Annotated in this window: 22 protein-coding genes; 14 read left to right on the forward strand and 8 right to left on the reverse strand. The window is 71.6% G+C overall.

Annotated features, from left to right (window positions below):
- Positions 1 to 31 precede the first annotated feature (31 nt).
- Together paaD and H8838_RS07815 are read left to right on the forward strand one after the other, a co-directional pair.
- Complete coding sequence (gene paaD / locus H8838_RS07810) at positions 32 to 511, forward strand: 1,2-phenylacetyl-CoA epoxidase subunit PaaD (protein ID WP_224766453.1); 480 nt, start codon at positions 32 to 34, stop codon at positions 509 to 511.
- Entirely contained in the window at positions 508 to 1,629 is a 1,122-nt protein-coding gene (locus H8838_RS07815; protein WP_224766454.1) for a 2Fe-2S iron-sulfur cluster-binding protein, read from the forward strand. The genes paaD and H8838_RS07815 overlap by 4 nt, the downstream gene beginning before the upstream one ends.
- On the opposite strand, the gene H8838_RS07820 is transcribed toward H8838_RS07815, so the two are convergent.
- Both H8838_RS07820 and H8838_RS07825 read right to left on the reverse strand, forming a co-directional pair.
- Positions 1,617 to 2,474, reverse strand: a complete 858-nt coding sequence (locus H8838_RS07820; protein WP_185994945.1) for a hypothetical protein — start codon at positions 2,472 to 2,474, stop codon at positions 1,617 to 1,619. The two genes, H8838_RS07815 and H8838_RS07820, sit on opposite strands and share 13 nt — an antisense overlap.
- A 1-nt stretch (position 2,475) precedes the next feature.
- A complete protein-coding gene (locus H8838_RS07825) occupies positions 2,476 to 3,081 on the reverse strand; it encodes a DUF3043 domain-containing protein (protein ID WP_224766455.1) in 606 nt (201 codons plus the stop codon).
- A gap of 149 nt (positions 3,082 to 3,230) precedes the next feature.
- Here H8838_RS07825 and H8838_RS07830 point away from each other — a divergent pair, with 149 nt between their 5' ends.
- Genes H8838_RS07830 through nadA form a run of 6 tightly spaced genes read left to right on the forward strand, consistent with a single transcriptional unit; the run spans position 3,231 to position 7,818 of the window.
- Positions 3,231 to 4,007, forward strand: coding sequence for a PspA/IM30 family protein (locus H8838_RS07830; RefSeq protein WP_185994944.1), 777 nt, complete (start codon positions 3,231 to 3,233; stop codon positions 4,005 to 4,007).
- On the forward strand, positions 4,004 to 4,282 hold the full coding sequence (gene pspAA / locus H8838_RS07835; protein ID WP_181310577.1) for a PspA-associated protein PspAA: 279 nt from the start codon (positions 4,004 to 4,006) through the stop codon (positions 4,280 to 4,282). Before H8838_RS07830 ends, pspAA begins: the two co-directional genes overlap by 4 nt.
- Positions 4,283 to 4,284: 2 nt before the next feature.
- Positions 4,285 to 5,196 (forward strand): zinc metalloprotease HtpX, encoded by a 912-nt coding sequence (gene htpX, locus H8838_RS07840; RefSeq protein ID WP_181310578.1) that lies wholly within the window; start codon positions 4,285 to 4,287, stop codon positions 5,194 to 5,196.
- 4 nt (positions 5,197 to 5,200) lie between these two features.
- Positions 5,201 to 5,776: a PspA-associated protein PspAB gene (pspAB, locus tag H8838_RS07845; RefSeq protein WP_185994943.1), complete on the forward strand. Its 576-nt coding sequence runs from the start codon at positions 5,201 to 5,203 to the stop codon at positions 5,774 to 5,776.
- Complete coding sequence (locus tag H8838_RS07850) at positions 5,773 to 6,606, forward strand: sensor histidine kinase (protein WP_185994942.1); 834 nt, start codon at positions 5,773 to 5,775, stop codon at positions 6,604 to 6,606. The genes pspAB and H8838_RS07850 overlap by 4 nt, the downstream gene beginning before the upstream one ends.
- Positions 6,607 to 6,636: 30 nt before the next feature.
- A complete protein-coding gene (gene nadA / locus H8838_RS07855; protein ID WP_185994941.1) occupies positions 6,637 to 7,818 on the forward strand; it encodes a quinolinate synthase NadA in 1,182 nt (393 codons plus the stop codon).
- Between the two features lie 45 nt (positions 7,819 to 7,863).
- Here the strand turns inward: nadA and H8838_RS07860 are convergent, their stop codons facing one another.
- Complete coding sequence (locus H8838_RS07860; protein WP_224766457.1) at positions 7,864 to 8,772, reverse strand: GNAT family N-acetyltransferase; 909 nt, start codon at positions 8,770 to 8,772, stop codon at positions 7,864 to 7,866.
- Between the two features lie 51 nt (positions 8,773 to 8,823).
- Between H8838_RS07860 and H8838_RS07865 the strand changes: the two genes are divergently transcribed.
- Both H8838_RS07865 and erpA read left to right on the forward strand, forming a co-directional pair.
- Complete coding sequence (locus H8838_RS07865) at positions 8,824 to 9,912, forward strand: glycerate kinase family protein (RefSeq protein ID WP_185994940.1); 1,089 nt, start codon at positions 8,824 to 8,826, stop codon at positions 9,910 to 9,912.
- Between the two features lie 121 nt (positions 9,913 to 10,033).
- Positions 10,034 to 10,396, forward strand: a complete 363-nt coding sequence (erpA, locus tag H8838_RS07870) for an iron-sulfur cluster insertion protein ErpA (protein WP_181310584.1) — start codon at positions 10,034 to 10,036, stop codon at positions 10,394 to 10,396.
- Positions 10,397 to 10,480: 84 nt separating this feature from the next.
- Here the strand turns inward: erpA and H8838_RS07875 are convergent, their stop codons facing one another.
- On the reverse strand, positions 10,481 to 10,636 hold the full coding sequence (locus tag H8838_RS07875) for a hypothetical protein (protein ID WP_224766458.1): 156 nt from the start codon (positions 10,634 to 10,636) through the stop codon (positions 10,481 to 10,483).
- 148 nt (positions 10,637 to 10,784) lie between these two features.
- Here H8838_RS07875 and H8838_RS07880 point away from each other — a divergent pair, with 148 nt between their 5' ends.
- Complete coding sequence (locus tag H8838_RS07880) at positions 10,785 to 11,771, forward strand: carbohydrate kinase family protein (protein ID WP_185994938.1); 987 nt, start codon at positions 10,785 to 10,787, stop codon at positions 11,769 to 11,771.
- Positions 11,772 to 11,827: 56 nt separating this feature from the next.
- On the opposite strand, the gene H8838_RS07885 is transcribed toward H8838_RS07880, so the two are convergent.
- The gene (locus tag H8838_RS07885; RefSeq protein WP_185994937.1) at positions 11,828 to 12,067 is read right to left on the reverse strand and encodes a sulfurtransferase TusA family protein; all 240 of its coding nucleotides are present in this window, start codon (positions 12,065 to 12,067) and stop codon (positions 11,828 to 11,830) included.
- Positions 12,064 to 13,215, reverse strand: a complete 1,152-nt coding sequence (locus tag H8838_RS07890) for a cysteine desulfurase family protein (RefSeq protein ID WP_185994936.1) — start codon at positions 13,213 to 13,215, stop codon at positions 12,064 to 12,066. The genes H8838_RS07885 and H8838_RS07890 overlap by 4 nt, the downstream gene beginning before the upstream one ends.
- Positions 13,216 to 13,335: 120 nt before the next feature.
- Between H8838_RS07890 and ctaC the strand changes: the two genes are divergently transcribed.
- The 3 genes from ctaC to H8838_RS07905 are packed head-to-tail and all read left to right on the forward strand — an operon-like array spanning position 13,336 to position 16,423.
- Positions 13,336 to 14,256: an aa3-type cytochrome oxidase subunit II gene (ctaC, locus tag H8838_RS07895; protein WP_224766459.1), complete on the forward strand. Its 921-nt coding sequence runs from the start codon at positions 13,336 to 13,338 to the stop codon at positions 14,254 to 14,256.
- Positions 14,253 to 16,028, forward strand: coding sequence for an aa3-type cytochrome oxidase subunit I (gene ctaD / locus H8838_RS07900; RefSeq protein WP_181310587.1), 1,776 nt, complete (start codon positions 14,253 to 14,255; stop codon positions 16,026 to 16,028). The genes ctaC and ctaD overlap by 4 nt, the downstream gene beginning before the upstream one ends.
- Positions 16,025 to 16,423, forward strand: a complete 399-nt coding sequence (locus H8838_RS07905) for a cytochrome c oxidase subunit 4 (RefSeq protein ID WP_181310588.1) — start codon at positions 16,025 to 16,027, stop codon at positions 16,421 to 16,423. The genes ctaD and H8838_RS07905 overlap by 4 nt, the downstream gene beginning before the upstream one ends.
- A gap of 86 nt (positions 16,424 to 16,509) precedes the next feature.
- Here the strand turns inward: H8838_RS07905 and H8838_RS07910 are convergent, their stop codons facing one another.
- Positions 16,510 to 16,854: a hypothetical protein gene (locus H8838_RS07910; protein ID WP_191465656.1), complete on the reverse strand. Its 345-nt coding sequence runs from the start codon at positions 16,852 to 16,854 to the stop codon at positions 16,510 to 16,512.
- Positions 16,855 to 16,933: 79 nt separating this feature from the next.
- Positions 16,934 to 17,977, reverse strand: a complete 1,044-nt coding sequence (locus H8838_RS07915) for an LLM class flavin-dependent oxidoreductase (protein WP_224766460.1) — start codon at positions 17,975 to 17,977, stop codon at positions 16,934 to 16,936.
- Positions 17,978 to 18,111 lie beyond the last annotated feature (134 nt).

Below are 18,111 nucleotides of genomic sequence, written 5' to 3' on the forward strand. Positions count from 1 at the left end.
CCTCCGGAACCGGCCTCCGAGGGCCTGGCAGGTGGCAGCCCAGGTGCCGGATCCCGAGCTGCCGGTGCTCACGCTCGAGGACCTGGGGATCCTCCGCGAGGTCACCGAGGACGACCGGGGCCGGGTGCACGTCCGGATCACCCCGACGTACTCCGGATGTCCCGCGGTCGAGACGATCCGCGAGGACCTGGTGGCGGTGCTCACCGGCGCCGGCTACCAGCAGGTCGTGGTCGAGCTCGTGCTGGCGCCGGCCTGGACCACGGACTGGATCACTCCGCAGGGGCTGAGCCGGCTCGCCGAGCACGGGATCGCGCCGCCCGGTCCGGCGCCGGGTAGTAGGCCTGGTAGTGGGTCGAGCAGTGGGCCGGTGCCGCTCGCCTGGGGGGTGCGGTGCCCCCAGTGCGGCAGCGTCAGCACCCGCGAGCTCAGCCGGTTCGGCTCCACCGCGTGCAAGGCCCTGTGGGTCTGCCGGGACTGCCGCGAGCCCTTCGACCGGTTCAAGCCGCTGTGAGCACCCAGACGTCCCGCTCCGGCGCGCGGACCGGGCGGAGCGCCGCCCGGCCGGCGGTCGCGCACCTGCTCGAGGTCGAGGAGGTGCGTCGCCTGACGGCCGAGGCGGTGGCCATCACCTTCACGGTGCCCGAGCACCTGCGCGCCGACTACGCCTTCGAGGCCGGGCAGCACGTGGCCGTGGTGGGCGCGGACGGGACTCGGCGACCGTTCTCCCTGTGCAGCTCGCCCGCCTCCGGCCGCTGGCAGATCGGCGTGAAGCGACTGCCCGGCGGGGCGTTCAGCGACGCGGAGGTGTCCCGGCTGCGCCCCGGCGACCGGCTGGAGGTGCTGACTCCCTCCGGCCGGTTCGTGGCGGTCCCGGACCCGGGGCGCTCCGCCCGCTACGTCGCTCTCGCCGCCGGCTCGGGGATCACGCCGGTGCTCTCCATCGCCACCGCTCTGCTGGAGGAGGAGCCGGGCTCGCAGGTCACCCTGATCTGCGCCGACCGGACTGCGGCGAGCGCGATGTTCCTCGACGAGCTGCACGACCTCAAGGACCGGTTCCTGTCCCGGCTCCAGCTGGTGCACGTGCTCTCCCGGGAGCAGGGGGAGGTGCCGCTCCTCTCGGGGCGGCTGGACACCGCCCGGCTGGACGCCCTGCTCGACGTCTTCGTGGACCGCGCCGAGGTCGACGAGTGGTTCCTGTGCGGCCCGCAGGCGATGGTGACCGACCTGGGGGAGCACCTGCGCCGGCGGGGGGCGGCGGCGGTCCGCTCCGAGCTCTTCCATGCGGAGGTCGCCCCGGACTCCGGCCCGGCCCCCTCGACACTCGGCACCGGGCCCGCGTCCGGCGACCGGGCCTGCCGGGTCACCGTGCGTCTGGGCGGGCGCAGCAGCGAGCTGCTGCTCGCTCCGGGTGGCGAGAGCGTGCTGGATGCCGCGGCGGTGGTGCGCCGCGACGTGCCGTACGCCTGCAAGGGCGGCGTCTGCGGCACCTGCCGGGCGCGGGTCGTCTCGGGTGCGGTGGAGATGGCGGCCAACTACGCGCTGGAGCCCGACGAGGTCGCCGAGGGCTACGTGCTGACCTGTCAGTCCCGGCCCACCGGTGGGCCGGTCGTGCTCGACTACGACGCCTGAGGGCCGGACGCTCCCGGCCCGGACGGTCTCGGCCCGGAGACTGCCGGCACGGACGCGGGCGGACGGACCGCCAGGGCTCCGGCGAGGGCCAGTCCGAAGCCCACGACGACGGCCGGCCACCATCCCGGACGCGTCTGGTCGCCCAGCAGCGCCAGTCCGACCAGGGCGGGCACGAAGGTCTGGGCGGTGATCATCGGCGCGGTGGCGGAGGTGACCAGGCTGCGGCCGAGCCCCCGCGAGTAGAGCCAGAAGGCGACCAGGCCCAGGGCGGGCACCAGCGCCGCGGCCGCCAGCACCGCAGGGCTCGGGGGCCACCCGACCCCGCGTACGGCCAGGGCGGAGCCGGCGTACCCGAGACCGGCGAGCCAGCCCAGGGCGGGGCCACGGCGGCCGGCGGAGCGACCTGTCAGCACCAGCAGGACGAGCAGCAGCGCCAGGGCCCCGGGCAGCCACCAGTCGGTGCGCACCTGCCCGGCGGCGCCCGAGGCGTAGGCCAGCAGGGCCAGGCCCGCGGTCACGGCGGCCACGCCGAGCCATGCCCCGCCGGCTGCGCGTCCGTCGACCCGGTGGGCGGCCAGGGCGGTCACCGGCAGCGAGAGCGCGACGGTGGCCTGGGCGAGGTAGAGCGGCAGCCACCAGATCGCCACCGCATGGAGCACGAAGCCGACCAGGTACGCCGCCACCACCAGCATCAGGAGCGGGTCCCGCAGTCCGTGACGGACGAAGTCGACGAGGCGCGCGGGGTCGGGATGGCGTCGTGAGGCGCGGGCCTGCGCCACGGCGGCCAGCCCGAACAGGACGGCCGAGAGCACCCCCGCAGCCAGCCCCCACGCACTCAGGGGCACGTCAGCGGTAGTGCTCGGGAAGCTTCTCGCCGATCTTGACCTGAGCCTTGGGCAGGCGCATGAACTTCATCTGGAAGGAGCGCATCACCGCGTAGTACGTGGTGCCCTTGAGCGGGGCCTCGGGGAACCGGCGGGTCAGCTCGCGGCGCACCTGGAAGCGGAGGAAGATCGCGTTGAAGATGATGATCACCATGCCGCCGAGCAGCATCGTGTTGCCGACGCCGGCGAGGTAGGCGTTCCCGGTCCAGCCGAGGATGAGCGTCACCAGCATCAGCGGGATCAGCAGCTCGATGAAGGAGAACCGCGAGTCGACGAAGTCCCGGATGAACCGCTTGACCGGACCACGGTCGCGCGCGGGGAGGTTCCTGTCGTCGCCGGTCTTCATCGCCTCACGCAGCCGCTGGTTGGCCTCGGCGCGGGCGGCGCGCTTCGCGGCGGCCATCTCCTTGCGGGTCCTCGGCACCTTGGCCCGGGCGCGGGCGGCCGCCTCCGCCTCCTTGCGGGTGGGGGTGGGGCGCCCCTTGCCCTCGGGGCGGCGGGGGTCGGGGGTGGTCTCCACCATCGGGTGCGTCGTGGAGGACTCGGGGGACTTGTCGCGTCGGGACAACGGTGGACCTTCGTGAGGGGGCGGGTTGAGGCACTTCGATCCTACCGTTGAGCGGACAGGACGCCCGGGGCGCTTCGCAGCCTCTTGCCCGTGGCCATAGGGTGAGACTCACAGCACCAGTGACGAGCACGAGGGAGGGGTCCGCCCCCATGAGTCTCATGAAGCGCATCAGCCTGATCTTCCGGTCCAAGGCCAACGAGGCCCTGGACCGTGCCGAGGACCCCCGCCAGACGCTGGACTACAGCTACCAGCGGCAGCTCGAGCTCCTCTCCAAGGTACGCCGCGGCGTCGCCGACGTGGCGACCAGTCGCAAGCGGGTCGAGCTCCAGGTCAACCAGCTGACCCAGCAGGCCGACAAGCTCACCGGCCAGGCCCAGAAGGCGATCGAGGTGGGTCGTGAGGACCTCGCCCGCGAGGCCCTGACCCGCAAGTCGGGACTGGCCCAGCAGATCCAGGACCTCCAGACGCAGCACGCGCAGCTCCAGGCCGAGGAGGAGAAGCTCACCCTCGCCCAGCAGCGGCTGCAGGCCAAGGTCGAGTCCTTCCGGACCCGCAAGGAGACCATCAAGGCCACCTACACCGCGGCCCAGGCGCAGACCCGGATCAACGAGGCGATGTCGGGCATCGGCGAGGAGATGGGCGACGTCGGCCTGGCGATCCAGCGCGCGGAGGACAAGACCGCGCAGATGCAGGCCCGGGCCGGTGCCATCGACGAGCTGCTCGCCTCCGGCGCGCTCGACGACGTCACCCAGGTGGGGGGCGGCGACGACATCGCCCGCGAGCTCGACGCGATGAGCTCGACCTCCGACGTCGAGGCCGAGCTGGCCAGGCTCAAGGCGAGCAAGGCGCCCGAGGCGCTGGAGTCCTCGCAGGGCGACGTGCTGGGCACCGACGCCCAGCGCTCGGCCGAGGGGGAGACCCGATGATCGTCCGGATCCTCGGCGAGGGCCAGTTCGACGTCCCCGACTCCTCCCTGGACCAGCTCAACGCGCTGGACGCCGCGGTCGAGGCCGCGGTGGAGGCCGACGACGAGCAGGCCTTCCGCTCCGCTCTCGCGGCCCTGCTGGACGGTGTCCGTGCGGTCGCGAGCCCGCACGAGGTGGACAGCCTGGACGAGTCCGACCTCATCCTGCCGATGCCCGACGCCGAGATCGGCGAGGTCCGGGCGATGCTCAACGACGACGGACTGATCCCGGGCTGACGATGGCGCACTCTCGCTTCATCAAGGACTCCGGGCTCGCTGCTCGGATGACCCTGGTGATGTTCCTGCTCGGGGCCCTGCTGGTGGGGCTGGTCGTCGTGATGATGTACCTGTTCCCTGGGTACGCGCCGATCATCGCGGTGATCGGGATCGGGATCGCGTTCTACCAGTGGTGGAGCTCGGACAAGGTCGCCATGCGGGCCATGCGGGCCCGCGAGGTCAGCCCGCAGGAGGCGCCCGAGCTGCACGCGATGATCGACCGGCTCTGCACGATGGCGGACATGCCCAAGCCGCGCGTGGGCATCGCCGACCTGGCGATCCCCAACGCGTTCGCCACCGGTCGTTCGCCGAACCGGTCCGTGGTCTGCGTGACCACCGGCATCCTGGGCAAGCTCGACGCCGAGGAGCTCGAGGGCGTGCTGGCCCACGAGCTGTCCCATGTCGCCCACCGCGACGTGCTGGTGATGACGCTCGCCTCCTCGGCGGGCATCGTGGCCGGCATGCTCACCCGCGGGGCACAGTTCGGCGGGATGACTCGCGGGCGCAACAACAACCAGGGCGGTGCCGCGGCCGCCTTCGCGATCGCGCTGGTGGTCAGCCTGATCGTCTACGCGGTCAGCTTCTTCCTCACCCGGCTGCTCTCGCGCTACCGGGAGATGGCGGCCGACCGGGCCGGCGCCTACCTGACGATGAAGCCCGCGGCCCTGGCCTCGGCGCTGCAGAAGATCACCGGCGAGATGGCGATGATCCCGGAGAAGGACCTGCGCGGCACCCAGGCGATGAACGCCTTCTTCATCGCCCCCGCGGTCAGCGGAGCGTCCCTGAAGACCCTCACCGCGACCCACCCGTCCCTGGAGCAGCGGCTCGAGCAGCTCGCCCGGATCCAGGCCGAGCTCTCCCGTCCGGCGGGCTGACGCGGTGGGTCTCTGGGACTCCCTCATGGGGCGCTCGCGCCCCAAGGCGCCGAACCTCGACTCGCTCTTCCTGGTGCCGAGCGCTGCGATCACCCTGCAGACCGCTGCCGGACTGACCCCGACGGGCAGTGGCTCGGTCTGCTACCGCGCGGCTGCCGGCGCGGCCTTCAGCCAGACGCAGGACGACGTGATCGCCCTGCTGCGCGACGACCCGCAGGCGCCGCCCGCCACCCTGACGCAGGACCCGTACGGCTTCACCTGGCTGGTGGTCGAGGGGGACCCCGACGACGTGGCCGGGCTCTGCACCGACCTGCACGCGGTGAACACGAGTCTCGCGGCCCAGGGGTTCGACGGAGGGCTGCTGTGCACCCTGGTCCCGTTCCAGGACCCGTCCGGCCGCCGGGTCGGCCTGGTCTACCTCTACAAGCAGGGCACGTTCTACCCGTTCGCCCCGGTGCCGGGGGAGAAGCGTCGCGACAACCTGTTGGAGCTGAGCGTGCGCGACCAGCTCGCCGGTGAGCTACCGATGGAGAAAGACCTCCGGAGGTGGCTTGCCGTGTGGGATGCTCCGGGACTGTGAGCGACGAGACCCAGATCACCCTCCTGCCCGACGTCACCGAGGACCTGCGCCGGCTGGCGGCCGCCCTCACCGACCCCGGCGACCTCGCCGCCCTGAGCCGGGTGGCGGAGGTCTGCGCGGCGGCCGAGGAGCACGCGGCCCGGGCGTTCGACGCCCAGGAGGCCGCTGCTCGCGCCGAGGAGGAGCTGGCCCGCGTCGCCGGTCAGGTCGCCCACGACCTCAACAACCCCCTCGCGGCCGTCGCCATGTCGCTGGAGATCGCCCGCGACCAGGTCGAGGACTCCCAGCAGCTGCTGGTCTCGCTGCTCGAGCGGGCCGGCGGCAGCGCGGCGCGGATGAAGCGGATGACGGCCGACCTGCTCGACTACGCGCACACGCCCAGCGAGGGGACCACCGACCTGCAGGCCGAGCTCGAGACGGTGCTCGCCGGCCTCGGCGACCTCCTCCCGGCGGAGGTGAGCGTGCGTACGCCGCTGCCTCGCGTGCCCGGGGCCCCCGGTGACTACCGGGTGCTGCTGGTCAACCTCCTGGAGAACGCCGTGAAGTTCGCCGTCCCCGGGGAGCCGGTGCGGGTCGAGGTCGACGCGCAGACGCAGGACGGCGCCTGGCGGATCACCGTCACCGACCACGGACGCGGCATCGCCGAGGAGGACCGGGAGCGGGTGCTCGAGCCGATGGTGCGGCTGGACAAGCGCGTCCCCGGGCTGGGGCTCGGGCTGAGCACCGTGCGGCGGGTGGTGGAGTCGCACGGGGGTCGTGCGGGCGTCGAGGCGGCCCCCGACGGCGGCACGACGGTCTGGCTCGTCCTGCCGCAGGTCGCCGCCGTCTGAGCGTCCGCTGAGGCAGCCTAGGATGACCGCATGACGATCGACCTGCCGCTGCTGCCCCTGGGCAAGGGACGTGACCTGGACGCCGAGCGGGGAGTCGAGTGCCCCGGTGAGCTGCCGCTGGCCTCAGACCCCGCACTGGTGGCGCGGGCCCGGGCGGCCAAGGAGGCGCTGGGCGACCGGGTCTTCGTGCTGGGCCACCACTACCAGCGCGACGAGGTCATCCAGTTCGCCGACGTCACCGGCGACAGCTTCAAGCTCGCCCGTGAGGCGGCCGCCCGGCCGGACGCGGAGTTCATCGTCTTCTGCGGCGTCCACTTCATGGCCGAGTCGGCCGACATCCTGACCTCGGACAGCCAGCAGGTCGTCCTCCCGGACCTGGCCGCCGGCTGCTCGATGGCCGACATGGCCCGGCTGCCGCAGGTCGAGGACGCGTGGGACGCCCTGGTCGAGGCCGGCGTGGCCGACTCGGTGGTCCCCGTGACCTACATGAACTCCTCGGCCGACATCAAGGCGTTCTGCGGGCGGCACGGGGGAGCGGTCTGCACCTCCTCCAACGCCGACGTCGCGCTGGAGTGGGCGTTCTCCCAGAAGGGCGGCCTGGACTCGGACGCGAAGGTGCTCTTCCTCCCCGACCAGCACCTGGGCCGCAACACGGCGGTGCTCGAGCTGGGCATGTCGCTGGAGGACTGCGTGGTCTGGAACCCGTTCCTCCCCAACGGAGGGCTGAGCGTCGAGCAGCTGCGCGACGCCCGGATGATCCTGTGGCGCGGCCACTGCTCGGTGCACGGCCGCTTCACCGAGGACGTCGTCGACGAGCTGCGCGCCAAGCACGCGGACCTCAAGGTCCTGGTGCACCCCGAGTGCCGGCACGAGGTCGTGCTCAAGGCCGACCTGGTGGGCTCCACCGAGTTCATCATCAAGACGATCGAGGCGGCGCCGGCCGGCTCGACCTGGGCGATCGGCACCGAGCTCAACCTGGTCAAGCGGCTGGCCGACGCGCACCCGGACAAGAACATCGTCTTCCTCGACCGCAACGTCTGCTACTGCTCCACGATGAACCGGATCGACCTGCCGCACCTGGTCTGGGCCCTGGAGTCCCTGGCGGGCGGCACCGTGGTCAACCGGATCGACGTGGACCGCGACACCCAGGAGTGGGCCCAGGTGGCGCTGCAGCGGATGCTCGACCTGCCCGGCCGGTCCTCGCGGGACTGAGACCGGAGGCTCCGGAGGCGGCGCGGGCCGCCCCGGAGCCGGCGCTCAGAGCAGGGCGCCGTGGTGCAGGTACGGCGCGGGCGGCTTGAGTCCCCGGAGCCCGAGGAAGCCGTCGAGCCGGACGCTGAGGCCGGCCTCCATGCCCGTCTCCAGGGCCCACTGGTTGGCCCCGGTGACGTGCGCGACCCGGGTGCTGCGCCCGGGCGGCACGGCGGCCAGGGCGTCCCACAGCAGCCGGGCCGCCGTACGTCGGTTGTCCGCGGCGAGCAGCTGCACGCCGTCGAGGTTGCTGTAGGCGTAGCCCCGCCCGGTGCGGTGGTCGATCACCCGCAGCCGGTGGACCGAGCGCAGGAACTCGTGGTCGCGTCCGCGCCCGGCCCCGCGGTTGCCGCGGTCCAGGGAGTCCATCCACTCCTGGTCCCCGGGGGTGCCGTCGCGCAGGTTCCGCAGCTCCGGGACGGCGGTGCGGTCCACGGTCCCGGACAGCGTCATCTGCGGGTGCAGGTCGAAGCCCGCCAGCTTGTACCGGCGCGCGGCGCGGGGGTCGGAGGAGGCGCTGAGCATGCCCCGCACGCAGCCCCGGGAGTGCTGCAGTGCGGCGTCCAGGAGGGCCTTGCCGACGCCGCGGCCCTGCCACGGCGTGGCCACGGCGTACGTCGCCAGGAACCAGGTGGTCTCGCGCCGGAAGGAGGTCGCGAAGCCGACCACCGCGTCGCCGACCTCGGCCACCCAGCAGCCGCCCGGATCGCTGTCCAGGAACCGCGCCGTACGGGCGATCCAGATCTGCGCGGCCTGCACGGAGCGACCCGACGGCGCCTCCTGCCCGGCCGGGGCGAGGCGGGCCTCGAGGTCGACGAACGCCGAGGACGAGAGACGCTCGACGAGCCTGAGGTCGTCGGCGTGCATCGGACGGATCCGGAGGTCCTGGGGGTCGAACGCCGCCACGGAAGTCATGTCCCGGGCATCGTACGTGGGTCGCGCCGGAGGGCACGGCAGTATGTGCACATGCGTGTGCTGATCGCCCCGGACAAGTTCGCTGGCACCCTGACCGCCCCTCAGGCCGCTGAGGCGATGGCGCGGGGCTGGGCCCGGCAGGCGCCGGGCGACCAGCTGGACCTGGCTCCGATGGCCGACGGGGGACCCGGGTTCGTCGACGTGCTGCACGCCTCCCTGGGTGGCGAGCTGCTCGCCACCTCGGTCTCGGGGCCGCACGGGCAGCCGGTACCGGCGACGGTGCTCAAGGTCGGGGAGCGCGTCTACGTCGAGTCGGCCCAGGCGTGCGGGCTGCACCTGTGCGAGGGCTCCGACCCGGAGACCAGGAGCAGCGCCGGGGTGGGGGAGCTGCTGCTGGCGGCCCGCGACTGCGGTGCCCGCGAGGTGGTGGTGGGTCTGGGGGGCTCGGGCACCACCGACGGGGGCGCCGGCCTGCTGGCGGCCCTGGGAGCCACCGCCGACGCGCCGCTCGACGCGGGGCCGCGAGGGCTGAGCGGGGTCTCGGCGGTCGACCTGGAGCCGGCCAGGCGAGCGCTGTCCGGCCTCTCGCTCGTGGCCGCCTCGGACGTGGACAACCCCCTGACCGGGCTCTTCGGAGCGGCGCGGACCTACGGGCCGCAGAAGGGGCTGGCCGAGGAGGCCATGGTCGCCGTCGACGTGGCGCTGGAGTCCTGGGCGGTGGCCTGCGACCGGCGTACCTCCCTGGAGCCCGGGGCCGGCGCGGCCGGTGGGGTCGGCTTCGCGCTGCTCCTCCTCGGGGCCGGTCGGGAGCCGGGGATCGACCTGGTCTCCGCCGTCGTCGGACTGCCGCAGCGTGCCCGTCAGGCCGACCTGGTGCTCACCGGGGAGGGTGCCTTCGACTTCTCCAGCCGGGCCGGGAAGGTCCCCTACGGGGTGGCCCAGATCGCCGGCGAGCAGCTCCGCCCGTGCGTGGCGCTGGCGGGACAGGTGCTGGTCGGGTCGCGCGAGATGCGCGCCCTGGGGATCGAGTCGGCGTACTCGGTCGCCGAGGCCTACGGCGAGGACCGTGCGCTCACGGAGCCCGCGGACGCCCTGGCCGACCTCGCCGCCCGGGTGGCGCGCAGCTGGTCGCCGGCCTGAGCGGGTGAGCCGGCCCGAGCAGGGCTGGGCAAGACAGGCGTCCGGCGTGGGGTCCGGAATAACCGTCCCTGTGAGACGATTGAGCAGTTGACAACCACGACCTAACCCACGGGAGATCGAGATGACCGAGCAGGTCGAGACCAACGAAGAGCGCCGCACCGACCAGATCAACCTGAGTGCGGTGGCCGCGGCCAAGGTCAGGAGCCTCCTGGAGCAGGAGGGTCGTGACGACCTGGCGCTGCGGATCTCCGTGCAGCCTGGTGGCTGCTCGGGCCTTCGCTACCAGCTCTTCTTCGACGAGCGGACCCTGGACGGCGACGTCACCACGGACTTCGACGGCGTCACGGTCGTGGTCGACCGGATGAGCGTCCCGTACCTCAACGGCGCGATGATCGACTTCGTCGACTCCATCGAGAAGCAGGGGTTCACGATCGACAACCCCAACGCGACGGGCTCGTGCGCCTGCGGCGACTCGTTCCACTGAGCACGCTCCGGGCCCGCCCGGAACCGCAAGAAGCCCCCGCCTCGGCGGGGGCTTCTTCGTCGTCCGGGGAGCGGACGACCGCGGTCAGTCCAGCTGGTACAGAGCCCCGGCGAGCCGGGCCGCTGCCGCGCTGACCCGGACCTCGCTCTTGTGCACCTCTCGAGGGTAGTCCTCGAAGTGGATGCTCGGTGCCGGCCGGACCGCCGCCCTGGCGACCCGATCCAGGCGGAGGGAGGACACGACCCTGCGAGCGTCGGCGCACATCTCCGTGGGCGTCGAGAGCTCGGCGTGGGTCAAGTGTGAACCTGGGGTGTGAGTGGCCATGTCAGGGACGCTAGACGTTACCGATTGGTACTCCCAGCGGAACTCGCTAGTAGTGTGCGGACACATGTCGCTGCTCATCGCCGGGTCTGTCGCCACCGATCACCTGATGTCCTTCGGAGGGAAGTTCTCCGACTCGCTGGTGGTGGACCAGCTCGACAAGATCTCAGTCTCCTTCCTGGTCGACGACCTCGACGTCCGACGCGGGGGAGTAGCCGCCAACATCTGCTTCGGCCTGGGCAACCTCGGACTGCGGCCGGTGCTGGTCGGCGCGGTGGGCGAGGACTTCGCCGACTACCGCGCGTGGCTGGAGCGCCACCGGGTCGACTGCGACTCGGTGCACGTGTCCGCAACCCGGCACACGGCCCGCTTCGTGTGCACCAGCGACACCGCGATGGCGCAGATCGCCTCCTTCTACCCCGGGGCGATGAGCGAGTCGCGCGAGATCGAGCTCAAGCCGATCGTCGACCGGGTCGGCGAGCCGGAGTACGTGCTGATCGGGCCCGACGACCCCGACGGGATGCTCCGGCACACCGACGAGTGCCGCCAGCGCGGCTACCGCTTCGTCGCCGACCCCTCCCAGCAGCTCGCCTTCGGTGACGGCGACCTGATCCGCCAGCTGGTCGAGGGCGCGCACATCCTGTTCTCCAACGAGTACGAAGCCTCGCTGATCACCCAGAAGACCGGGTGGACCGAGTCCGAGGTGCTCGAGCGGGTGGGCACCTGGGTGATCACCCTCGGTGCCCGCGGGGTGCGGGTGCTGTCCCGTGACGCCGAGACCATCGAGGTGAGTGCCGTCCCGGACGTCTCGCCGGTCGAGCCCACGGGAGTGGGAGACGCGTTCCGCGCGGGCTTCCTCGCCGCCCTGGCCTGGGGTCTGGACCACGAGCGCGCCTGCCAGCTGGGCTGCCTGCTCGCGGTGCACGTGGTGGAGCAGATCGGGACCCAGGAGTACACGCTCTCGCAGGCGGCCTTCCTGGAGCGGTGCGCCTCGGCGTACGGCAGCGACGCGGCGACCGACATCGCGCCGCACCTGCGGGCGCTGCACCCCTGAGGGTCCCGGAGGGCCCCCGTGGGTCCCCTGAGGACTTCTGAGCACCTCTGAGGGGCTTAGGAGGCCCGGCGTACGAGGTAGCGGGGCGTGCCGTCGTCCGCCCGGTCCTCGCCCAGGTACTCCTGTCCACGCATCCGGCACCACGCGGGCACGTCGACCCGGGCGGCCGGGTCGCGGGCGACCACGGCCAGGCACTGACCCGGTCGCACGTCCGCCAGTCGCCGTGCCAGCTCGATGACCGGCATCGGGCAGAGCATCTCCCGGCAGTCCAGCTCCAGGGCGATCTCGGGGCTCACAGGCCCACCTGGGCGCGCAGGTCGCGCACGACCTCGGGGAGCACGTCGAGCAGGTGGTCGACCTCGGCGTCGCCGCTGTCCCGGGTCAGGGAGAGCCGGACGTTGCCGTGGGTCAGCACGCCCATGGCGGCCAGCACGTGCGAGGGCTCCAGCGTGGACGCCGTGCAGGCCGAGCCGCTGGAGATCGCGACCCCGCGGCGGTCCAGCTCGGTGACCAGGGCCTCGCCGTCGACGTAGAGGCAGGAGAAGGTGACCAGGTGCGGCAGTCGCTGCACGGCCTCGCCGGCGACCTCCACGTCGGGCAGGGCGGCGACCGTGCTGCGGACCCGGTCCACCAGAGCCGTCTGCCGGGCAGCCAGGTCGGCCCGCTCGGCCGTCACGGCCTGCAGCGCGGCGGCGGCTGCCAGCGCCGCCGGGACGTTCTCGAACCCCGAGCCGCGCTCGTCGACCCGGTCGTCGCCGGGGAACGGGTTGCGCCAGCGCGCGCCCTTGCGCACCAGGAGCACCCCCACCCCGGCGGGGCCTCCCCACTTGTGGGCCGACGCCGCAGCCGCGGCCCAGCCGTCGGGAAGGGCCACCCTGCCCGCGCTGGCGCAGGCGTCGAGGAAGAGGGGGACGTCCCCGAGCTCCTCGAGCAGCTCGGCGACCGGCTGGATCGTGGCCACCTCGTGGTTGGCGTGCTGGATCGCGGCGACGCTCGCCCGCGTCCCGGCCTCCGTGAGCTGCTCGAGCCGCTCCCGGAGCGCCTGGGGCGTCACGACGCCGGTGCGGGTGACCGGGACCTCGACCACGGGGTCCTGGGTCCAGCGGGCAGCGTGGAGCACGGAGGAGTGCTCGACCGCCGAGTGCACGAGGGGCCCGGCGGTGCTGGTGCCCGTGCGGCGCCCTCGGTGGAGGCCGAGGAGACCCCGGTGCACGGCGTCGGTCCCGGAGGAGGTGAACGTGACCTCGTCGGGGCGCACGGCGAGTGCCTCGGCGACGACCTCGCGGGCGTTGTCCAGCAGCAGGCGGGCGCGCCGTCCCTCGTGGTGCAGTCGCCGAGGGTCTGCCCAGCCCTGGTCGAGCGCGGCCGCCAGCGTCGCGTGCGCGGCGGGGTGCAGGGGCTCGGCGGAGGCGGAGTCCAGATAGGCTCGGGCCGGGTTGCTCACCGCTCGAACGGTAGCCGCTGACGGCTTCAGAGGCGTACGAGGGGCGACCCGATCCGCCGACTCACATCTTGCTCCGATAGTGTTCGCGCGTTACGTGACTGCCAAGAGAGAGGCTCGTTCGTGGGTCTGCAACTCCCCTCGCGCGCAGTCGCACCCGTCAAGAGGGTCGCGACCGCCACCGTGCTGGGTCTCACCCTGTTGTTGCTGGGTGCGTGCTCGGCTGAGGACAAAGATCAGATCGCCAACTTGGCGATGCCGTCCCCGATCACCGAGCAGGGGCCGGCCACTTTCGACCTCTGGCGCTGGGCCTGGGTCGCCGCGATGGCCGTGGGCGTCCTGACCTGGGGCTTGATCTTCTACGCCGCCTGGCGCTTCCGCCGCCGCCGCGCCGACGAGGTCCCGGTCCAGGTGCGCTACAACCTGCCCCTCGAGATCTTCTACACCATCGCTCCGATCATGATGGTCGTCGTCTTCTTCTACTGGACCGTCGACGTCCAGAACAAGGTCACCGAGCTGGTGGACGACCCCGACGTCACCGTCGACGTGGTCGGTCAGCAGTGGTCCTGGACCTTCAACTACACCGAGCAGGGCGAGGACGGCACCACGCCGTACACCGTCGGCACCACCGACCTCCTGCCCACGCTCGTGCTCCCCGTCGACCAGCGCGTGCAGTTCAACCTGCACTCGCCCGACGTCATCCACTCCTTCGGCGTGCCGGCGTTCCTCACCAAGCTCGACGTGATCCCCGGCCGGGTGAACAAGTTCCAGGTCACCCCGAACGAGATCGGCACCTACGCCGGCAAGTGCTTCGAGCTCTGCGGCACGTACCACTCCCGGATGCTGTTCAACGTCGAGGTCGTCAGCCAGGCGGACTACGACGCCTACCTGGCGGACCTCGAGGCGGAGGGCTCCGTGGCCGACGCCCCGCTGCTCGGCGGGTCGGACGCGCTCACCCAGGCCGGGCTGGACGACCCGTCGAAGGACGAGGTCGAGGAAGCCGGACTGGCTGAGGACGACGACGAAGAAGGAGACCAGGAATGACCGCGGTCGCGGACGCCCCGCAGCTCACGGGCGTGCAGAAGAGGTCGATGGGTCAGCAGGTCGTGCGCCTGCTCACCACCACCGACCACAAGCTGATCGGGAAGATGTACCTGGTCACCTCGTTCATGTGGTTCATCCTCGGTGGTCTGATGGCCATGGTGATCCGCTCCGAGCTGGCCTTCCCCGGCCAGCAGGTGGTCAACGACGAGCTGTACAACCAGCTCTTCACCATGCACGGCACGATCATGCTGCTGCTCTTCGCCACCCCGCTGTTCTTCGGGTTCGCCAACATCATCATGCCGATCCAGATCGGCGCCCCCGACGTGGCGTTCCCTCGGCTGAACATGTTCAGCTACTGGCTGTTCCTCTTCGGTGGCCTGATCGCCGCCTCGGGCTTCCTGACCCGTGACGGCGCCGCCTCCTTCGGCTGGTTCGCGTACACGCCGCTCTCGGACGCCGTCCGTTCGCCGGGCGTGGGTGGCGACCTGTGGGTCATGGGTCTCTACCTGGCCGGTCTGGGCACGATCCTCGGTGCGGTCAACTTCATCACCACCATCATCACGATGCGGGCGCCGGGCATGACCATGTTCCGGATGCCGATCTTCGTCTGGAACGCGCTGATCACCAGCATGCTGGTGCTGATGGCATTCCCGATCCTGGGTGGCGCGCTGCTCTCCCTGGAGGCGGACCGACTGCTCGGTGCGCACGTCTTCGACCCGGCGCACGGCGGCCCGATCCTGTGGCAGCACCTGTTCTGGTTCTTCGGGCACCCCGAGGTCTACATCATCGCGCTGCCGTTCTTCGGCATCGTCTCCGAGATCCTGCCCGTCTTCAGCCGCAAGCCGATCTTCGGCTACGTCGGCCTGGTGGGCGCGACCATGGCGATCGCCGTCCTCTCGGTGGCGGTCTGGGCGCACCACATGTTCGTCACCGGGGCAGTCGACCTGCCGTTCTTCTCCGGCATGACGTTCCTGATCGCGGTGCCAACCGGAGTGAAGTTCTTCAACTGGATCGGCACGATGTGGGGTGGGTCCATATCGTTCGACACCCCGATGCTCTGGTCGATCGGCTTCCTGACCACCTTCCTCTTCGGTGGCCTCACCGGTGTGATCCTGGCCAGCCCGCCGCTGGACTTCCACGTCTCGGACTCGTACTTCGTGGTGGCGCACTTCCACTATGTGGTCTTCGGCACCGTGGTGTTCGCGATGTTCGCCGGCTTCTACTACTGGTGGCCGAAGTTCACCGGTCGGATGCTCGACGAGCGCCTGGGCAAGCTGCACTTCTGGCTGCTCTTCATCGGCTTCCACACCACGTTCCTGGTCCAGCACTGGCTGGGTGTCGAGGGCATGCCGCGTCGGTACGCCGACTACCTGCCCGAGGACGGCTTCACCACGCTCAACCAGATCTCCACCGTGGGTGCCTTCCTGCTGGCCGCCTCGACGCTGCCGTTCCTGTGGAACGTCTACAAGTCCCGCAACGCGCCGCTGGTCGGTGTGGACGACCCGTGGGGCTGGGGCCGCTCGCTGGAGTGGGCCACCTCGTCCCCGCCGCCGCGGCACAACTTCACCCACCTGCCCCGGATCCGCTCGGAGTCCCCGGCCTTCGACCTCCACCACCCGGAGATCGCGGCGCTGGAGCTGGAGCAGAACGAGGCGGAGCGTCAGGGCAAGTTCGCGGACGCGCCGGACGTGGAGGGTCGCGAGGAGCTGCTGCGTGAGCGCGGCGCCGCTCCCCGGCACGACGACGAGAAGAAGGACGGTGACGCCCGATGAAGGCTGAAGCATGGATCTTCGTGGTCACGGGTGTCTTCTTCACCCTGGTCTCGCCTGCCTACTGGGTCATCACGAACGACTGGACCGGCACCTCGGCCCTGGTGATGACCACCTTCCTGGCCTGGATGATCGCCCTCTACCTGGGCTTCCACGCCTCGCGGATGGACCCCCGTCCCGAGGACCGCAAGGACGGCGAGATCGCCGACGGCGCGGGCGAGCTGGGCTTCTTCCCGCCCTACTCGTGGTGGCCGCTGTGGTGCGGCATGACCGCCGCCCTGATCGTCTACGCGATCGCGCTGGGCGCGTGGTGGCTCGCCATCATCGGCGCCGGGCTGGGCATGATCGCCCTGTGCGGGTGGATCTTCGAGTACTACCGCGGGGAGCACGCTCACTGAGCACCCTTTCCTGCTGATCGGCACGGCCCCGGACCTTCGAGTCCGGGGCCGTGCTGCGTGGTGGGACAGGTGCGTGCGGTCGGTGCTCAGCGCACCGGCTGGGCAGTCGCACGCGACTGCTCCCGCAAGGAGCCACCGGGGTGCGACCAGTGCCACGCCCAGGTCAGAGAGTCACCGTCCCAGGAGGCGTGGATCTCCATGGGCATCGGGGACCCGTCAGACACGTAGCGTCCGGGCGCGGTCATCCGGAAGGTGGTGACGTCCGGAAGCTCGCTGGCAGCCACGTGCAGAGCCGATCGCGTCGCGATGGTGTGCTCGACGTGCTGCAGGCCGTCCGAGCCAACGGCTTCGTAGTCGAGGCTCAGTGCGTGCCCGGTCAACCTCCGGACTTCGATCCGGCACTGACATGCACCGCTCTCCTCCCCGGTCACGGTTCCGCGGTAGAGCCCTGGAGGAAGTGCCATCAAGTCGACCATGGCCGATTCCACCACATCGGGCGCGAGTGCTGATTCAGGCGAGCAGCTCGCGGACCCGTGGCGCCACCTCGGTGCCGTAGAGCCTGATGCACTCCATCAGGTGCTCGTGCGGCAGTGGGCCGTTGGAGTACTTGAGGTCGAAGCGGTCGATGCCGAGCGCCTGCACCGTCGCCGCGATCTTCCGCGCCACCGTCTCCGGGGAGCCGACGAAGAGCGCCCCCTGGTCCACCTCGGCCTCGAACTGGTCACGGGTGGCCGGCCCCCACCCGCGCTCGGCACCGATGCGGTCCCGGTTGGCCTTGAAGTGCGGGAAGAGCACGTCGCGTGCCTCCTGGTCCGTGGCTGCGACGAAGCCGGGGGAGTGCACGCCCACAGGCTGCGGGGTGCCGCCGAACTCGCTGAGGGCGCGCCGGTAGAGATCGGTGAACGGCGCGAACCGGGCCGGCGGCCCGCCGATGATCGCGAGCATCAGGGGCAGACCGTGGCGTGCTGCCCGCACCACGGACTCCGGCGAGCCACCCACGCCGACCCAGGTGGGCAGTGAGCCCCTCGCGGTCTTGGGGTAGACGTGCGTGGGCGGCAGCGACCGCCGGGTGCGGCCCTCGAAGGAGACTTCCTGCTCGGAGCGCAGGCTGGAGAACAGCCGCAGCTTCTCCTCGAAGAGCACCTCGTAGTCGGAGAGGTCCAGCCCGAACAGGGGGAACGACTCGGTGAACGAGCCGCGGCCCAACGTCACCTCGGCGCGGCCGGAGGAGAGGGCGTCGAGGGTGGCGAACCGCTCGTACACCCGGATCGGGTCATCGGAGCTCAGCACGGTGACCGCGGTGCCGAGGGTGATCCGCTCGGTGCGGGCGGCTGCGGCGGCCAGGACGACGTCCGGCGCCGAGATCGCGTAGTCGTCCCGGTGGTGCTCGCCCACGCTGAAGGCGTCCAGGCCGACCCGGTCGGCCAGCACCGCCTCCTCGACGACGTTGCGGAGCACCTGCGCGTGCGAGAGGAGCTCGCCGTCAGCGTCAGCGGTGACGTCCCCGAACGTGTCGACTCCCAGTGCGATGTCCCTGCTCTGCTCCTGGCTCACCCTCGGGTCACCTCTCCTCACCTGTACGCGTTTCCCGAGGCGACGCCAGGGGGATGCGCCCATCGTCTCAGGTGGGCCGGGGAGGTGGGCCGGGGAGGTCCCGGACATGACGAACGCCCGGCCCCCGAAGGGAC

Origin of the sequence: Nocardioides campestrisoli, from assembly GCF_013624435.2 — a bacterium.
Classification (GTDB): domain Bacteria; phylum Actinomycetota; class Actinomycetes; order Propionibacteriales; family Nocardioidaceae; genus Nocardioides; species Nocardioides campestrisoli.

Excerpts from the sequence above, each read along its gene's own strand:
- H8838_RS07830 (WP_185994944.1), top strand. The coding sequence starts at position 3,231 with ATGAGTCTCATGAAGCGCATCAGCCTGATCTTCCGGTCCAAGGCCAAC.
- pspAA (WP_181310577.1), top strand. The coding sequence starts at position 4,004 with ATGATCGTCCGGATCCTCGGCGAGGGCCAGTTCGACGTCCCCGACTCC.
- htpX (WP_181310578.1), top strand. The coding sequence starts at position 4,285 with ATGGCGCACTCTCGCTTCATCAAGGACTCCGGGCTCGCTGCTCGGATG.
- nadA (WP_185994941.1), top strand. The coding sequence starts at position 6,637 with ATGACGATCGACCTGCCGCTGCTGCCCCTGGGCAAGGGACGTGACCTG.
- H8838_RS07860 (WP_224766457.1), bottom strand. The coding sequence starts at position 8,772 with ATGACTTCCGTGGCGGCGTTCGACCCCCAGGACCTCCGGATCCGTCCG.
- H8838_RS07865 (WP_185994940.1), top strand. The coding sequence starts at position 8,824 with ATGCGTGTGCTGATCGCCCCGGACAAGTTCGCTGGCACCCTGACCGCC.
- erpA (WP_181310584.1), top strand. The coding sequence starts at position 10,034 with ATGACCGAGCAGGTCGAGACCAACGAAGAGCGCCGCACCGACCAGATC.
- H8838_RS07880 (WP_185994938.1), top strand. The coding sequence starts at position 10,785 with ATGTCGCTGCTCATCGCCGGGTCTGTCGCCACCGATCACCTGATGTCC.
- ctaD (WP_181310587.1), top strand. The coding sequence starts at position 14,253 with ATGACCGCGGTCGCGGACGCCCCGCAGCTCACGGGCGTGCAGAAGAGG.
- H8838_RS07905 (WP_181310588.1), top strand. The coding sequence starts at position 16,025 with ATGAAGGCTGAAGCATGGATCTTCGTGGTCACGGGTGTCTTCTTCACC.